This window comes from Oryzifoliimicrobium ureilyticum (genome assembly GCF_037199735.1).
Lineage (GTDB): Bacteria > Pseudomonadota > Alphaproteobacteria > Rhizobiales > Rhizobiaceae > Rhizobium > Rhizobium ureilyticus.
Genome location: NZ_JBBBVQ010000046.1, coordinates 1 through 12,861, shown reverse-complemented (window position 1 = coordinate 12,861; position 12,861 = coordinate 1). Strand labels below are relative to the sequence as shown.

Annotated in this window: 16 protein-coding genes and 1 pseudogene; 8 read left to right on the top strand and 9 right to left on the bottom strand. The window is 56.0% G+C overall.

The genetic code is table 11. From position 1 onward, the window contains the following. Positions 1–245 precede the first annotated feature (245 nt). Positions 246–446, top strand: coding sequence for a type II toxin-antitoxin system VapB family antitoxin (locus tag VQ830_RS28110; RefSeq protein WP_337271446.1), 201 nt, complete (start codon positions 246–248; stop codon positions 444–446). Continuing rightward, a complete protein-coding gene (locus VQ830_RS28105) occupies positions 443–826 on the top strand; it encodes a type II toxin-antitoxin system VapC family toxin (RefSeq protein ID WP_337271445.1) in 384 nt (127 codons plus the stop codon). The genes VQ830_RS28110 and VQ830_RS28105 overlap by 4 nt, the downstream gene beginning before the upstream one ends. Positions 827–960: 134 nt before the next feature. Here VQ830_RS28105 and VQ830_RS28100 read toward each other — a convergent pair whose 3' ends face one another. Together VQ830_RS28100 and VQ830_RS28095 are read right to left on the bottom strand one after the other, a co-directional pair. Next, positions 961–1,272 carry a type II toxin-antitoxin system RelE/ParE family toxin gene (locus VQ830_RS28100; RefSeq protein WP_337271444.1) on the bottom strand — a complete coding sequence of 104 codons (312 nt, stop codon included), beginning with the start codon at positions 1,270–1,272 and terminating at the stop codon, positions 961–963. Continuing rightward, the gene (locus tag VQ830_RS28095; RefSeq protein WP_337269675.1) at positions 1,269–1,520 is read right to left on the bottom strand and encodes a type II TA system antitoxin, ParD family; all 252 of its coding nucleotides are present in this window, start codon (positions 1,518–1,520) and stop codon (positions 1,269–1,271) included. Before VQ830_RS28095 ends, VQ830_RS28100 begins: the two co-directional genes overlap by 4 nt. A 62-nt stretch (positions 1,521–1,582) precedes the next feature. On the opposite strand from VQ830_RS28095, the gene VQ830_RS28090 reads away from it, so the two are divergent. The 3 genes and pseudogenes from VQ830_RS28090 (at position 1,583) to VQ830_RS28915 (ending at position 2,749) form a co-directional block, all read left to right on the top strand. Beyond that, positions 1,583–2,140, top strand: a complete 558-nt coding sequence (locus VQ830_RS28090) for a CYTH domain-containing protein (protein ID WP_337271443.1) — start codon at positions 1,583–1,585, stop codon at positions 2,138–2,140. Continuing rightward, positions 2,022–2,351, top strand: a pseudogene (locus tag VQ830_RS28920) (CHAD domain-containing protein); the annotation flags it as partial. The gene VQ830_RS28090 and the pseudogene VQ830_RS28920, both read left to right, overlap by 119 nt. An 80-nt stretch (positions 2,352–2,431) precedes the next feature. Next, entirely contained in the window at positions 2,432–2,749 is a 318-nt protein-coding gene (locus VQ830_RS28915) for a CHAD domain-containing protein (RefSeq protein WP_438618885.1), read from the top strand. A 106-nt stretch (positions 2,750–2,855) separates the two neighbouring features. On the opposite strand, the gene VQ830_RS28080 is transcribed toward VQ830_RS28915, so the two are convergent. The 6 genes from VQ830_RS28080 to VQ830_RS28055 form a co-directional block, all read right to left on the bottom strand. After that, the gene (locus tag VQ830_RS28080) at positions 2,856–3,632 is read right to left on the bottom strand and encodes an inositol monophosphatase family protein (RefSeq protein ID WP_337271442.1); all 777 of its coding nucleotides are present in this window, start codon (positions 3,630–3,632) and stop codon (positions 2,856–2,858) included. Then, positions 3,629–4,525 (bottom strand): glycerophosphodiester phosphodiesterase family protein, encoded by an 897-nt coding sequence (locus VQ830_RS28075; RefSeq protein ID WP_337271441.1) that lies wholly within the window; start codon positions 4,523–4,525, stop codon positions 3,629–3,631. The genes VQ830_RS28080 and VQ830_RS28075 overlap by 4 nt, the downstream gene beginning before the upstream one ends. 45 nt (positions 4,526–4,570) lie before the next feature. Continuing rightward, on the bottom strand, positions 4,571–5,437 hold the full coding sequence (locus VQ830_RS28070) for an ABC transporter permease (protein ID WP_438618883.1): 867 nt from the start codon (positions 5,435–5,437) through the stop codon (positions 4,571–4,573). Further along, the gene (locus VQ830_RS28065) at positions 5,437–6,291 is read right to left on the bottom strand and encodes an ABC transporter permease (protein WP_337271447.1); all 855 of its coding nucleotides are present in this window, start codon (positions 6,289–6,291) and stop codon (positions 5,437–5,439) included. Before VQ830_RS28065 ends, VQ830_RS28070 begins: the two co-directional genes overlap by 1 nt. Further along, positions 6,291–7,331 carry an ABC transporter ATP-binding protein gene (locus VQ830_RS28060; protein WP_337271439.1) on the bottom strand — a complete coding sequence of 347 codons (1,041 nt, stop codon included), beginning with the start codon at positions 7,329–7,331 and terminating at the stop codon, positions 6,291–6,293. Before VQ830_RS28060 ends, VQ830_RS28065 begins: the two co-directional genes overlap by 1 nt. A gap of 84 nt (positions 7,332–7,415) precedes the next feature. Further along, entirely contained in the window at positions 7,416–8,645 is a 1,230-nt protein-coding gene (locus tag VQ830_RS28055) for an extracellular solute-binding protein (RefSeq protein WP_337271438.1), read from the bottom strand. A 145-nt stretch (positions 8,646–8,790) separates the two neighbouring features. Here VQ830_RS28055 and VQ830_RS28050 point away from each other — a divergent pair, with 145 nt between their 5' ends. Next, complete coding sequence (locus VQ830_RS28050; protein ID WP_337271437.1) at positions 8,791–9,939, top strand: ROK family protein; 1,149 nt, start codon at positions 8,791–8,793, stop codon at positions 9,937–9,939. A 107-nt stretch (positions 9,940–10,046) separates the two neighbouring features. Next, positions 10,047–11,102: a DUF2278 family protein gene (locus VQ830_RS28045; protein ID WP_337271436.1), complete on the top strand. Its 1,056-nt coding sequence runs from the start codon at positions 10,047–10,049 to the stop codon at positions 11,100–11,102. 364 nt (positions 11,103–11,466) lie between these two features. Here the strand turns inward: VQ830_RS28045 and VQ830_RS28040 are convergent, their stop codons facing one another. After that, on the bottom strand, positions 11,467–12,483 hold the full coding sequence (locus tag VQ830_RS28040) for a porin (protein WP_337271435.1): 1,017 nt from the start codon (positions 12,481–12,483) through the stop codon (positions 11,467–11,469). A 97-nt stretch (positions 12,484–12,580) separates the two neighbouring features. Between VQ830_RS28040 and VQ830_RS28035 the strand changes: the two genes are divergently transcribed. Beyond that, positions 12,581–12,861, top strand: a 281-nt coding sequence (locus VQ830_RS28035) for an IS630 transposase-related protein (protein WP_337271434.1), incomplete at its 3' end; no start/stop codon positions are given.

Here is a 12,861-nt window from a genome sequence, read left to right as displayed (position 1 = left end):
AATCAATACGTGTTTGTACAAGAGCGTTTGCGGCCATGACTATCTCCCACATTCGATGAAAATGTAATGCATTCGCATGACAATTTCTAGACCAGAGTATCGATATTCCGCTCGAAGCGCTCTTAAGCTCTTGAAGGGTGTCAAACGGATGACCCACGATCAGCATTGTGGCACTGACCGGCTCAATGGGCATAGATTGTGGCACCAATTGGTGCTATAAGTATGTCAGCATATCGGAGCTAGTTATGCGATCTACTATTAATCTTGACGATAATCTCCTGGAACGGGCCAAATCCCTTACCGGCACAAAGGAAACAGCGGCGCTCGTCCGTCAAGCACTCGAGACTTTGGTACGTGTCGAATCTGGCAAACGACTGATTGCCCTGGGCGGCACTATGCCCGAGGCCGAGGTAGCGCCTCGCCTTCGGAGCGAAGTGAGCAAGTGATCCTCGTCGATAGCTCAATCTGGATTGATCATTTTCGCCATGGCGACGCGGAGCTAACCAAAATCATCGAAGATGACCGGTTGCTTTGCCACCCCTTCGTTGTCGGCGAACTGGCCCTAGGCAGTCTGCGAGATCGGAGTGCTGTGATCGCCTTTCTCGAAGCTCAACGCGAGGCTACGGTCGCGACCCATGCAGAGGTTATGACCGTCGTTGATCGCTATTCCATATTCAGCATTGGGATCGGCTATACTGATGCGCATCTACTGACTTCAACCCTACTTGATCGACGATCAAGCTTGTGGACTAGGGATAAGCGCCTGGCTGCTGCGGCTCATAAGGTTGGCGTGGCGCTTTATCCGTTTGCAAATACTCCTCACTAGACATCCAGCGGGGAGCATTCGAGTGTTGATAGCCTCGCTCCCGAAAGGATCGGAACTGGCGACACCGCTTTTCACCACACGATAATAACCGATTTATCGACCTTGCGATCAGGTAATCTCGCCTTCGTCCAAAATCATTCGTTCAGGCGACCAGCCAAACGCTTCATGATATCCATTCGTTCATGAAGGATCGCGACGATCAGGGCGGGCGCATCCTCCCGAAGCAGACAAAAGATGTAGTGATGTTCGCATCGCGCCATTCGTAACGCCGGATAAAGCGCGCTCATATCCTTGAAAGGACCTTTGCCCTCGGCAAGGTGTGCGATAACTCGCTCCAAAGTTGAGACGTAGCGACGTGCCTGGGCGGCGCTCCATTGCGCACGCGTGTCGCGGATTACCGAACGCAGATCCGATTCTGCCTCTGCGGTAAGAATGTAGGCCGTCAAACACGACCCTCAGCAATCTCCTCGTCGAGGATCTCACCAACGGTTTTGGTCGACAATTTTCCGGCGAGCCCATCATTGATGCGCGTGTTCATCAACGTCTTCAACTCCTCCCAGGCCCGTTCTCCATCCGTGTCACCGGGAAAGAGGCGCTCGAGTGCATACTGCTTGATTGTCTTGCCCTGCAAAGCCGCCAGCGCCTTTAGGCTTTGATGTTGCTGGTCGGTTATGTCGATCGTCAATCGGCTCATCTAACGTGTTCCTGAACTATAAAAGCCTACATTAACACATATGTGGGTATGTGGCCACCGCCATGCCAATTCCCGACCACACCAGCCCGCTGGTGAACGAGTTCGGAGACATTCGCAAAGACCTTGCTTCACAGTTCGAAGTCATCGTTCTACGTCGCAGCTGGGACCTCATCGAGAACGGATCGACGATAGAGGTCTCTGCCGATGTCGGCGTTGCCACTGCAGGAGATCGCGAGACGAAAATTAGCGAGGTCGAACTTGAACTAAAGGAGGGCGACCCGAAAGATCTCTTCTTCCTCGCCCGAAAGATCGAGGACATTGTGCCCTTCAAGATCGGGGTCCTTTCGAAAGCCAAGCGCGGCTATGGCTTGATCGACACGCTTTCGGTGGTCAACAAGTCAGAACCTATCTTCCTTGACCGCAGGTCGACAGCGGCGAAAGGTCTGCATGCCATCCTAACGTCGTGCTTTAGGGCAATTTCGGTTGAACGAAGCCATTCTTCTGAACTTTCGAAATCCGGAGGCACTCCATCAGGCGCGAGTGGCCATGCGACGGCTTCGATCGGCCCTCTCCCTGTTCAAACCTGTGCTGGGCGACGAGGCACGACGCCTGTCCGGTGAACTTCGCTGGTTGGCCGGCGTCCTTGGGGAAGCCCGAAACCTCGATGTCCTGCTTGCGAAGATTGGTACAGGTAGCCTTGCCGACAGGCTCCGACAGGAGCGCGAGCAAACCTACGACGATGTTGTCGAGGCACTCGAATCATCTCGTGCTCGTGCGCTTATGCTCGACCTCAACGAGTGGCTTCAAACCGGAGATTATCACTTGGGGTCCGGTAATGAGATCACCATCGAGGCCTACGCAGCCGCTGCGCTTGAGAAGATGCGTAAGAAGCATGGAGCGATCTTGCGAAGGTGGATGACGAGCACCGACACCAAGCCCGGAAAGATTCCAAGAAGCTTCGCTACGCGGCGGAATTCTTCTGCTCTCTTTATTCCGACGAAAAGGGCCAGCGGCGACACAGACGCTTTGTGAAGGCGATGGAGGAGCTACAGGATCAACTGAGCGAATTGAACGATCTAGCCACTGGACCGAGCGTTATCGAAAAGTATGGGCTGGAAGGATTCTCGGAAACCCAGGACCTCCTTTCACATGCCAAAAAAGACGATCTTATCAAAAATGCCCAATCCGCCCTCGATGAGGCTTTGGATTCGAAACGCTTCTGGCGATAGCAAGTTTTTAACCCGGAGGTTTTCGACAGGCGCCTGTCGCTCCAGCAAACGTGAGGACGCCAAGCCTCCATATTCGTGTCTTCGCCTGCGAGCCGACTAGTGTCCCTCAGTTTGTGCTTTCACGCGCGATTTCGGACCATAGGTCTTCGGCCGCCGCCATCAGCGACGGCGTGCCGGCAGCGACCCATGGAATGTCACTATCGGCACGTTCACCGATGCGGACGTCCAGTCCCGCTTCTCTTGCCAGAACCACGCCGCCTGCAATGTCCCACATGGTCGTCAGCTTCTGGAGATGACCATCGAAGATGCCGCGCGCGGCAAAGGCGAGCCCGATGGACGTCGAGCGCAAGGATTCGACGACCCACCCCGCATGCCGGAGCCCTACAACGAGGCCCGCCACCTCTGCGGCATCTGCGGCTGCGCTGTCGCCAACGGACATTACCTGCACGGCCTCAAACGGCACATGACGAGAAACTGGTGCGCCGTTCAAGATCAAGCCTGTGCCATCTGCCGCAGCGTAGATATCATTCAAGACCGGTATGGCAACGACGCCGAGACCAGGTCTACCGGCTCTAACGAAGCCAAGAGAGATGCCCCAGAGCGGCGATCCGCGCAGGAAATTGGCAGTGCCGTCAATAGGATCGATGATCCAGTAGGCATCATCCGCCACGCCGCCCATTTCTTCGCCTAGTACGGTCTCACCCGGAAAGCTCGCCGCAAGCCTGTCGCGGACGAGCCTTTCGACTGCCGTATCCGCCTCGGAAACGAAGTCCTGAAAGCCCTTGGTCCGGGCCTCGATGGTTTCACGCGCGCCGAAAAAGACGAGCGCAAGCGCCGCCGCTTCTTTCACGATTCTAACAGCAAGGTCGAGACGCTCGTTCATCGTGCCCACGCCCGCCCCGTTATGCTTGCCCTCGTTTTCAGCCAGCCGGTAAAGGCCTCGACCTCATCCGTCTGGATGGCGCCGACGCCCGCTTCAGCAAGGGTCCCCCACACCTCGTCAGGACGACTGAGCGCGCGGGTATCGTTGTAATCGAGGCAATGGGAGACATCGAGTGTGTTGATCCAGAGCCGGATATCTTGTCGCTCCATCTCCTTACGGCCCTCCAAGAGATCAGCGAGATCGTCGAACTTCACCTCGATCATTGGCGCTTTCAATGCTTCTATACGGCGGAGGTCGTCAGCAAACCTGCCCTTCCTCACCCGGAACATTGGCATATGCGGGATCCTGCCGAACCAGTCGGCATCCAGCACTTCAAACTGGCTGGCTTCGGGATCGATGTCGGTCTTTACCAGAACCTGATCCTCGACGCCAAGCCGCAGCACGGTCTCCATTACCTGCGGCAGGTCGCGGGCGAATTTGGTGTCGATGTTCACAGCGACCTTGCCACGTGCCTCTTCAAGCAGCTCTTCCAGCGTCGGCACGCATTCGTGTGTAATTGCAGCAGCATTGCCGCCCGCACCAGCCTTCAACCTTGCAGCGCGAACGACGTCGAAGGGAAGCTCGCTCACCGTTCCGGTGCCGGTCGTCGTGCGATCAAGCGTCTCGTCGTGAATAACGACCAGCCGGCCATCAGCGGTAGCCTGTGTGTCGATTTCGATCATCTCGACACTGGCCGCAACCGCCGCGCCGACGGAGGCAAGCGAGTTTTCGGCCTTGTGGGTCCAAAAACCGCGATGGGCAATAGTCAAGATGGCCGGGTTGCTGCGGGAACAAAGCGTAAGCACATTGCAGGAGTGAGCGGGCGTTTTAACGGCTTTCAGGGTCTGAGGCATTATTTTTTCTTTCGAAGGTTGTAACGAGCAGCGTTGTGCGCCGGATTAGATTTTTCCCATGCCTGCCGCCGTCAGATCGTCGCGAAGTATGCGACCGGCGATGATGAAGACGACAAGGGCGGGCAGGAGCAGGATGAAGGAAACGATGGCGGCAAGGGGCAGCTGCAGCGAGTAAGGGTCGAGATACATGTAGAGCCTGATCGGCAAGGTCTGGACCACCGGCGCACCGACGATAAAGGACTTATCGAATTCCTCGAAGCTGCCAATGAAGGACATCAACCCACCAGCTAGAAGACCGGGCGTGGCCAGCGGCAATATGATGTGAAGCACGATACCGACCGAATTAGCCCCAAGTGAACGGGCTGCGTGGATGAGGTCGTCCGGAATGGTTTCGAGCGTGGCCGACATCAGACGGATCATCAAAGGCAGAGTACCGACGATCTGGACAAGAATGACGCCGGTTAGCGAGTACGCGAGACCGAAGACGAGAAACACCTTCCCTATCCCGACGGCAACCACGAGCCCGGGAATGATGATCGGCGCGAGAATGAAGATTTCCACCAGTCGCTTCAGTCGGAAGGGAAACCGGCCCATGGCCCAGGCGGTCGGCAATGCGATGATGGCCGTGAGGACGGTAACGACGACGGCGATAAAAATGCTGGTGATTGCAGATCGTATGAGGCTGTCGTCGCTCAGGACACTCACCCAGCGCGCTATGGTGTAATCGTGCGGCACGATCAGCGGCGGCGACCAGCCGTCAGCGACACTCCAGAGAAACATCATTATCAGCGGAACGGCAATGGCAAGAGCGAGCGCACTATAAAGGCCGATCGAGACGAAGATCCTGTCTTCCGACGTGAAGGTGCGGCGGTGGACGGGTCCGGTAGCGGTTTCCATTGTTAAAGCCTTCATCATGCATCTCCACGAGTTTGGCCTGGGCCAATACGGGATGTCAGGCTGTAATAGAGAAGCAGCACGCCGATGGCGAAGAGGCTCAGCACCATGCCCATGGCGTAGACTTGGTTGAAACGTCCCTGGTTGAACTCATTGACCATCAGTACCGAAAGCGGTCTTGCTGTGGGGGGCCCAACAATATCGGGAATAGCGTAGGAGCCCATGGAGCCTATGAAGGTCAGCAGAATAGCGGCGGTTATGCCAGGCATGGCAAGCGGCACTTCGACAAAGAGGAAGGTCTTTAGCCGCGATGCGCCAAGGGTGCGCGATGCGTAGCGAATATCCTCTGGTATCGCCGCGAAGGCACTGGTGATGATCAGCGTCATGAACGGAATCTGCTTCCAGACGCTCGCAAGGATGACGCCTATGCCCCAATCGTCCCGCACGATTTTTGGTAGCTTGAGCCCAAGCGGCGTGACCAGCCGGTCGAGGAACCCTCCTCTTTCGAACACGACGATGACCATCAGGCCGACAATGATACCCGGCACTGCCATCGGCAGTTTATAAAGGCCGCTAAACAGTTTTCGTCCAATGAAACTCTTGCGGATCAGGAGAGCTAGCGGCACCGAGACCACAAGCGACACAACGACCGGCATCACGCCATAGTAGATGGAGGTAGTCAGGCCGCGTATCATCGACGGACGAGCGAATATTCGCTCATAGAACATCAGCGTGAAGCTGCCATCCTCTTGCCGGAAGCTGCCGATCAACGCGGAGATGAGCGGTGCGCCGAAGAAGACGAGAAGATACCCGACCCCAGGCGCTAGAAGCAGAAGGAGCTGGAGCCGCCTGTCGCGAAAGACCCATGCCATCATGCTGCCTCCGCCGAACACACGTCGTTGAGCAGATGCACAGGACCTAAAAAGTCCAGTGTGACCTGCGCTCCAGCCTCAATCAGACTTTCGACGCCCGACTGGCTGACGCGAACATGGTATTTGCCGATTTCGACCGAGTAGAGCGCATTGGCTCCCATGAAGTAAACGGTACTGACCGTACCGGCCCCTGCTCTGTCGGTGCGGATGCCGATGTTTTCAGGGCGAACCGAAACCTGCACATTGCCGGACGCTGCGCGATCCAAGCTCACTGGCGTCCCCCAGGGCAGACACCCTTGAACCCCTTCAGCAACCACGGGCAGAAGATTGGTCTGCCCCAGAAAACCAGCGGTAAAGGCGTTTTTGGGGGCACGATAAAGCTCAAGCGGCGTGCCGATCTCCACCACTTTACCGGCATTCATGACGACAATCCGGTCGGACATCGCCATGGCTTCGGCCTGATCATGCGTTACATAGAGACTGGTTGCACCGATCCGGCGGTGCAGCTCGGTCAATTCGTGACGCAGCGTATCGCGAAGCTTGGCATCGAGATTGGACAGCGGCTCGTCAAAGAGTAGTAGGCTCGGCTGCATGACGATGGCGCGCGCTAACGCCACACGCTGCTGCTGCCCGCCCGAGAGCTGCCGCGGCATGCGATCCACAAGACCCGCCAGATTACAGATATCCAGCGCATGAGCGATGCGTCTTGCCCGCTCATCCCTCGCCACTTTCTTCATGCGCAGACCAAAGCCAAGGTTCTTGGCCACCGACATATGGGGAAAGAGCGCGTAGGATTGGAACACCATGGCAATATCGCGTGCTTCCGGGGGCGTCTGGTCGATGCGCTTGCCACCGAGCCAAATTTCTCCGCCAGATGGCTGGCTGATACCAGTCAGGATACGCAAAAGCGTGGACTTGCCGCAGCCCGAAGGACCGAGAATGGTCACGAACTCACCCCGCTCGACGGTGAGCGATATGGGATGAAGCGCGCGGCTCGATCCATAGTCTTTTGTGATATTGCTGATATCAAGTTCACTCATCGCGAGGCACCCTCACTTTATGCGACGAAGGGGTCTGCGAACCGAGGAAGATGCAATCTTCCCCGGTCCGATAATGGCGTGCCGTCACTGATTCAGGACTTTTTCTTCGAGCGCTTCCGAAATTGCCATGGCCATGTCCCAGAAGGCGGGCAGTGAAAGGCGCGGATAGACGCTCGACGGTAGAACATGCTCCTGCACATTTCGAGGGATCAGATCGCTGTTAATATCGATCCGCGGTGAGCGGGATGCCTTATGTTCCAACTTCCAGGTTTGAAATTCCTTGCTCATCGCCATGTCAATCAATAACAACGCTGCGGCGACGTGCTTGGCATTGGCGGGCACGAACATGGCATCGCCTGAGCCGACCTGACCCTTTTCTAGAAGCGTGAGACGGAACGTGTCCGGCAACTGCTTGGTACCGAGGAAGCTCATGACCTGATCTTCCCAAACCGTTCCCATGTAGAGCTGCTGGTTGTTGATGAGGTTCAGCGTATCCGCGTTGCCGTTGGTTAATTCTGCAACCTTGAAAAGACGACGATAGTAATCCCAAACTGGGTCGAGGCACTCAGTTTCGATAGCCCAATCCTCGGCCTGCTGCAGCGTCTTGCTATAGTCGGTCAGCTCCTTCCGGCAATCGCCAGTCAGGTAATTCAGCGCAACCGAGTAGATGAAACCGCTGCCCGAACCGCCCTTGGCTGGCAGGGTAACGCCGAGACGTTTTGGGTTCTTCTCGGCCCATGCCAGCAACTCGTCAAAGGTCCTTGGCACATCCCCAGGTTTAACAAAGGCAGAGTCGTAACCAATAGCCGTCTGATTGAGATGCACGAGCGGGAAAGTGCCGCCATGCTGCTTGCCGAACACGGTCTCGGCCAAGTCGGGATTGTAGTTGGCCATGTTCGGCAAGATCTTCGTCAGCGCAATATTGCCGACAACGCCCTTTGAAGACAACAGTGGATAGCCGCCGCCGCCGGCAAAATAGACATCGACGGGCGAATCCTCACCTGCCGCCTGCACGGCAATAAGCTGCTGGTTAGCCTGATCGCCATTCACATCGCTATAGTTGACCTTGATGCCGTATTTTGACTCGAACCGCTTGATCAGTTCATTCCAGGTATCGGCGAAACTCCCTGCAAAATTGTACATCGTGACAGAGCCTTCCGCTTTCGCTGCTGGCACGACGAGGTCATAGAAATTGTCACGCGTCACTTTGGAGAGGTCGACGTCGAGATTCTTCATATCGCCGCTCGCCGATAGGCACGGCGATCCCGTTATCGCCAGCGCAAGCGCTGCGATCGCAAAAGATTTGATACGCATTCACTGGTTTCCTCCAAAGGATCGTTTTTGAACAACTCCCTATTACTACACCTTAGGTGTAATATTTGTGACGGTCTAGTGAAAAATGTCAGCGGCCCGTCTGGCACCTTGTTGCGGCCATATCGTCGAGTCGCTATCCAGAGCTATGACCGACGCCCAACAGCCCAACCTTACGCTCAACCGCCAACCGATCGCCTCCGATAACGAGCGCCTTATTCTCGACATTGTGCGCCGCCACGGCCCGATTGCACGTTCGTCGATCACTGGGCATACAAACCTGACGCAGCAATCCGTGCACAGATTGACCGAGGGTCTCATGGAGCGCGGGATGTTGCGCGCCGGCGCTGCACAAAAAGGGACACGCGGTCAGCCCAGTCCTACGATCGAGCTCGTTCCTGAAGCTGCGTACGCTCTTGGTATCTCGATCAATACGGATTCCGTTGTGTTATGCCTCGCCAACTTCCGTTGTGTGGTTGTGTTTGAAGAGAAGCTGGATATCCTGCCGGAACACCGAGAGAAGACTCTCGCGGCCTTGTCAGACCGCCTGGAGCAGTTGCTTGTGCAGTATAACGTGTCCCGCGAGCGGCTTCTGGGTCTAGGCTTTTCCATGTCGGGGTTCTTCGTCTCTGAAGACAGGGCCTTCAATGCACCTGAGCCTTTGCGCGATTGGTCGTTGATGGATCTGAAACCCATTCTAGAGAAAAGATTCATGCTTCCTGCTTGGCTGGAGAACAACGCAACCACTGGTGCAATCGGCGAAAGCCTGCGCGGCGTGGGCTCGTGGTGTGAGACCTTCGCCTATCTCTCTTTCAATTACGGCTTTGGCGGAGGGCTGATCCTGAACGGGCAGCCTTTCTACGGCTTCCACGGCAATGCCGGGGAGTTCAGCGGTATCTATAATCCTGATGAGGCGGCAAAGCGACCTGCACTCCAGTATTTGATGAAGGCGTTGCAGGAGAACGGCATCGCTGTAAAATCTATCGACACGCTCTATCGCGAATTCGATCCCAAATGGCCAGGCGTCGAGGAATGGCTATCGGCAACCATGCCGCAAATCGATCGCCTGGTTGCGACGCTGATTTCGGTGATTGACCCCCAGGCGATCGTCTTTGGAGGACAGCTTCCCCCCGAGCTCGGCCGGATGATGATTGAGCGCGCCCGCCTCCCCTCACAGCGAGACCACCGCTACGGAATTGGCCCTAAGGAGGCGAAGCTCGTCTTGAGCGAAGCCGAAGGTGATGCCTCTGCCATTGGCGCGGCACTACTGCCGCTTCGTCTGCGCTGTTTTCGATGAATACATATCCGGTTCAGCTACTTCATATCGTAATCAAGATGTCGCAGGCACCGAATAGCATCTGAATTAATGCATGTCGCAAGAATGCTCTAACAGAGGAAGCTCTCATGCCGATCGCTGGATATTCTCTCCTACGAGGCCAAGTTGCCGACGTTCGTTCCGGCTCGGGTAACCAGCCTCACTACCAAATGTTGGTTATAGACGATCAGAATAAGTATCGCGTCGCTATCAATGTGCAGTCACAGGATGGCAGCGAGGTGTTCTTCGTCGACAAGCCACACTTCACCCATCCCATTCTCGACGTTTTGATCGAAAAGCCCAAAGGTCTGACGTCGGTTCCGTCCGTACCCGGCGATGTCGCGCTCGATTTCATTCGCGGTAATCTGTTCCAGCCGCAAGAGATGGTCTCTTTGCCGATATCAGCGAACGGCCCCGACAACGATTTGAATGAAAAGATAGGACAGTATGCGCAGCGCGCCATGTCTGACGAGCGCGCCGAGGTTTTCGCGCTGGGCCAGTCCTGGGGACCTGAGAACGATAAGCAGGATCGGTACTTTCACTTTCTTCCGGGCCGCGGCATTCACGACATCCATATGAATCAAGGCAATCCACCAGGAAAATTCGAAAAGGATAATGGTCCGTATCAGGACGGTGGACTCTTCTTCCATTACCCTGCGCAAAACCAGTGGGTCGCCATTTTCATGAAGTTCAAGACGCAATCCTGGCACACCGACGATCACACCGGGAACGTCATACCAAGCCCCGATAGCGGCGCTCCGGCGGACGCAGACGTTGGCAATTCCGGCGTCATCGGCCAAGCACATCAGCCGACGGTCAACCAGCCGGATGGTCAGGTGAGGATCGTGGCAGCCTTGGTGAACGATATACGGACCCCGGAGCATGAAACCGTCACTTTGCTCAATACGACGCATCAACCGGTAGATTTAACCGGTTGGCAGCTTAAGGACAAGCAAAAGCAAGCCACGCCGCTGAGCGGTCAGATAGCTCCCGGAGAAACGTTGAAAGTAACTGTAACGCCACCGATGTCGCTCTCTAACAAGGGAGGCATCATCAGCCTCATCAATGCTCAAGGGCTGAAGGTGCACGGTGTGTCTTATAGTCGTGAGCTTGCATCTCAGCCGGGACAGACGCTGACTTTTTGAAATCAGCATTTCGCTGTCCGGATTTGTCTGCTAAACCAACAAGGATAGCGTCGCCACCTCCCCTAACTGGAACCTCATTTCGCTAGAACATCTGGCACCGGAGCGTTTTTATAACTCAGCCTTTTGTTTTACGGTGCAGCAGCGACGACAGAGCGCATCACTGTTGACATGCTCGTCGATGCCTGTTGAGGTCCGAGTTCCATTGGCGCTACGACGCTATGTGAGATGATCGCACTGTCAGATATCATCGAAAATAGAGCGCATCCATCGGCCTGAAGAAGTCAATCAATCTTGCGGGATTGAGTTCGGATTGTCGCTGACCCGCGCCCCTTGGTGAGCGCGGGCTTTTTGTGGGGTGATTGTATTAGAAGCTCCGCTGCAGGCGCAGGAAACCTTGGACCTGATCGGGCGCATTGTCGGGATCGTAATATTGGACGCTAAGCTTGGCGGCGAGGTCCTTGACGATCTTGTAGTCGACGGTCAGACCGGCGCGCCAGGCATCGCCGCCCGTGAAGTCGCCAACAGAGTTCAGCGCTATGTGCCGGAAGAACTGATAGCCGGGCGTGATCGACCACTTGTCGCCGAGCTTGACATAGTACTGCGCGCCGACCGTCCATTCGGACTCTTCGTAGTAGTAGTTTGCCCCGCTCGCCCAGATGCCGTAAAGGCCGAGCTGGCCGGGACCGAGATCAGCAAACATAATGCCGCGGATTGCAGCTTCCTGGGTATCGGTGTCGTAACCGGCCAGCAGGTAGGCGCTGACAGGCCCGGCTTTGCCAAACAGCTGGCCTTCAATGCCGATATTGTTCGGCTTTTCGCCGGGCTTGGTCCGATAGCTCTCTTCCAACTCGTCCACCATGATGCCGGCGCTGAAGTCTGGCTTTTCGTAGACGTAGCGAATGGCGTTGTGGGTCGTTTGATTGCTGGAGATCACGTCGGTTTCGCCCGTGCCGATGCTGCGATCGTTATCCCACCAGGAATATTGCATGCCGACGCGCAGATTGGCGATATCGATATAGGCCTCCTGCGCGAAAGCGGTGCGTGAATTGCTGTTTTCCACGTTGTCGCGCAGCGTGATGACGCCGGTCAGCGTGCCATATTCCGTTTCGCTCTTGGACGAAAAGGTCGTTTGTGCTCTCATCCAGGAATTCCAGTCCGAACCCTGCACTAGATGACGGCCAAAGCGTTCTTCGACGCGGATATAGCCTTCGATCTTCAAGCAGGTTTCCGTGCCTGGGATATAGAAATAGCCAGTGCCGTAGGCGTCGCAGACACGAACATATTCGGCCGGCTCTGGTTCAGCCGCAACGACGGCGTCCGCGGCGCTCGCTCGCGCTGTAATGGGAAGCAGCAGAACTAGAGATAGTAAAGCAGATTTCATTTTAGAGCACGTCCTTTGAACATTGAATCGGATTGGGATTCCTTTTCTGCGTGAACTCTGATTCCTTGCCCTAGCAGTGATTTGTCGGGAGCGAAGAATGGCAAGGGCATTGAGCGACGACCTGCGTAGCCGGGTTTTGGCTGCGGCGGAAAGCGGTATGTCGGCGCGGTCGGCGGCGGCGCGATTTGAGGTTGGGATTTCGACGTCGATCCGGTGGATCGCGCAGGCTGGTCAAGGTCGCTTGACGGCTGCCAAGCAAGGACGGCGTGGCGGTTCTCGCTTGGATGCGCATGAAGACTTCATTCTCGGTATGATCGAGGAGCAGAAGGACATCACGCTCAACGAAATGGTTCAGCGTCTTTCCGACGAGAAATTCGT

Bases quoted from the DNA above. Each gene is read 5' to 3' on its own strand.
- VQ830_RS28045 (WP_337271436.1), top strand. From the start codon at position 10,047: ATGCCGATCGCTGGATATTCTCTCCTACGAGGCCAAGTTGCCGACGTT.
- VQ830_RS28060 (WP_337271439.1), bottom strand. From the start codon at position 7,331: ATGAGTGAACTTGATATCAGCAATATCACAAAAGACTATGGATCGAGC.
- VQ830_RS28075 (WP_337271441.1), bottom strand. From the start codon at position 4,525: ATGCCTCAGACCCTGAAAGCCGTTAAAACGCCCGCTCACTCCTGCAAT.
- VQ830_RS28050 (WP_337271437.1), top strand. From the start codon at position 8,791: ATGACCGACGCCCAACAGCCCAACCTTACGCTCAACCGCCAACCGATC.
- VQ830_RS28090 (WP_337271443.1), top strand. From the start codon at position 1,583: ATGCCAATTCCCGACCACACCAGCCCGCTGGTGAACGAGTTCGGAGAC.
- VQ830_RS28055 (WP_337271438.1), bottom strand. From the start codon at position 8,645: ATGCGTATCAAATCTTTTGCGATCGCAGCGCTTGCGCTGGCGATAACG.
- VQ830_RS28070 (WP_438618883.1), bottom strand. From the start codon at position 5,437: ATGAAGGCTTTAACAATGGAAACCGCTACCGGACCCGTCCACCGCCGC.
- VQ830_RS28040 (WP_337271435.1), bottom strand. From the start codon at position 12,483: ATGAAATCTGCTTTACTATCTCTAGTTCTGCTGCTTCCCATTACAGCG.
- VQ830_RS28095 (WP_337269675.1), bottom strand. From the start codon at position 1,520: ATGAGCCGATTGACGATCGACATAACCGACCAGCAACATCAAAGCCTA.
- VQ830_RS28065 (WP_337271447.1), bottom strand. From the start codon at position 6,291: ATGGCATGGGTCTTTCGCGACAGGCGGCTCCAGCTCCTTCTGCTTCTA.
- VQ830_RS28110 (WP_337271446.1), top strand. From the start codon at position 246: ATGCGATCTACTATTAATCTTGACGATAATCTCCTGGAACGGGCCAAA.
- VQ830_RS28080 (WP_337271442.1), bottom strand. From the start codon at position 3,632: ATGAACGAGCGTCTCGACCTTGCTGTTAGAATCGTGAAAGAAGCGGCG.